Source organism: Arthrobacter sp. 08Y14 (assembly GCF_002929455.1).
Classification (GTDB): domain Bacteria; phylum Actinomycetota; class Actinomycetes; order Actinomycetales; family Micrococcaceae; genus Arthrobacter_B; species Arthrobacter_B sunyaminii.
In genome coordinates, this window is sequence record NZ_PJIX01000021.1 from 1 (window position 1) to 751 (window position 751).

Genomic DNA, 751 nt, shown 5'->3' on the forward strand with positions numbered 1-751 from the left:
AACTTGAACAATATAATGGTTTACACACATCAGATCAGTGTTAAACTGGTTAAGGTCTTGTCTTTAGTGTAACCCCTCTCCTTCTATCTTCTCTAATATGCAACAGATGGTGAACACGCGCACCGGAAGTGGAAGTGGAAGTGGAAGTGGAGCTGCTAACAATGGAGGAGATCCCACGCTAGCTCAGATTCTGGCCCAACAAACACAACTGATCAATCTGTTAGTGCAGCAGGCACAGAATCAGCAGGCAAATAATCAGAACCAGAATCCACCCCCACCTCCCCAAAACAAGTTGGCAGATTTCTTACGTGTGAGACCCCCTACCTTTTCAAGCACCACCAATCCAGTAGAAGCAGGAGATTGGTTGCATGCAGTGGAGAAGAAGTTGGATTTGATCCAGTGTACTGAGTAGGAGAAAGTTTCTTTTGCTTCGCATCAGTTGCATGGACCTGCTGCTGAATGGTGGGATCATTTTTGCCAAGGCAGGGCTGAAGGAGAGCCTATTACGTGGCAGGAATTCACGGCCGCTTTCAAGAAAACACACATACCAACGGGTGTTGTAGCTCTAAAGAAGAGAGAATTTAGAGCACTCAACCAGTGATCTCGTTCGGTCACCGAGTACCTCCATGATTTCAACCGTTTAGCTCGCTATGCTCCAGAGGATGTCCTCACCAATGAAGAGCGTCAGGAGAAGTTTTTAGAGGGACTGAATGATGAGTTGTCTTATGCCTTGATGTCTACGGATTTCCGG

Annotated in this window: 1 pseudogene; it reads left to right on the forward strand. The window is 46.6% G+C overall.

The features are described from left to right. Window positions 1-436: 436 nt before the first annotated feature. Window positions 437-751, forward strand: a pseudogene (locus tag CXR03_RS18850) (retrotransposon gag family protein); the annotation flags it as partial.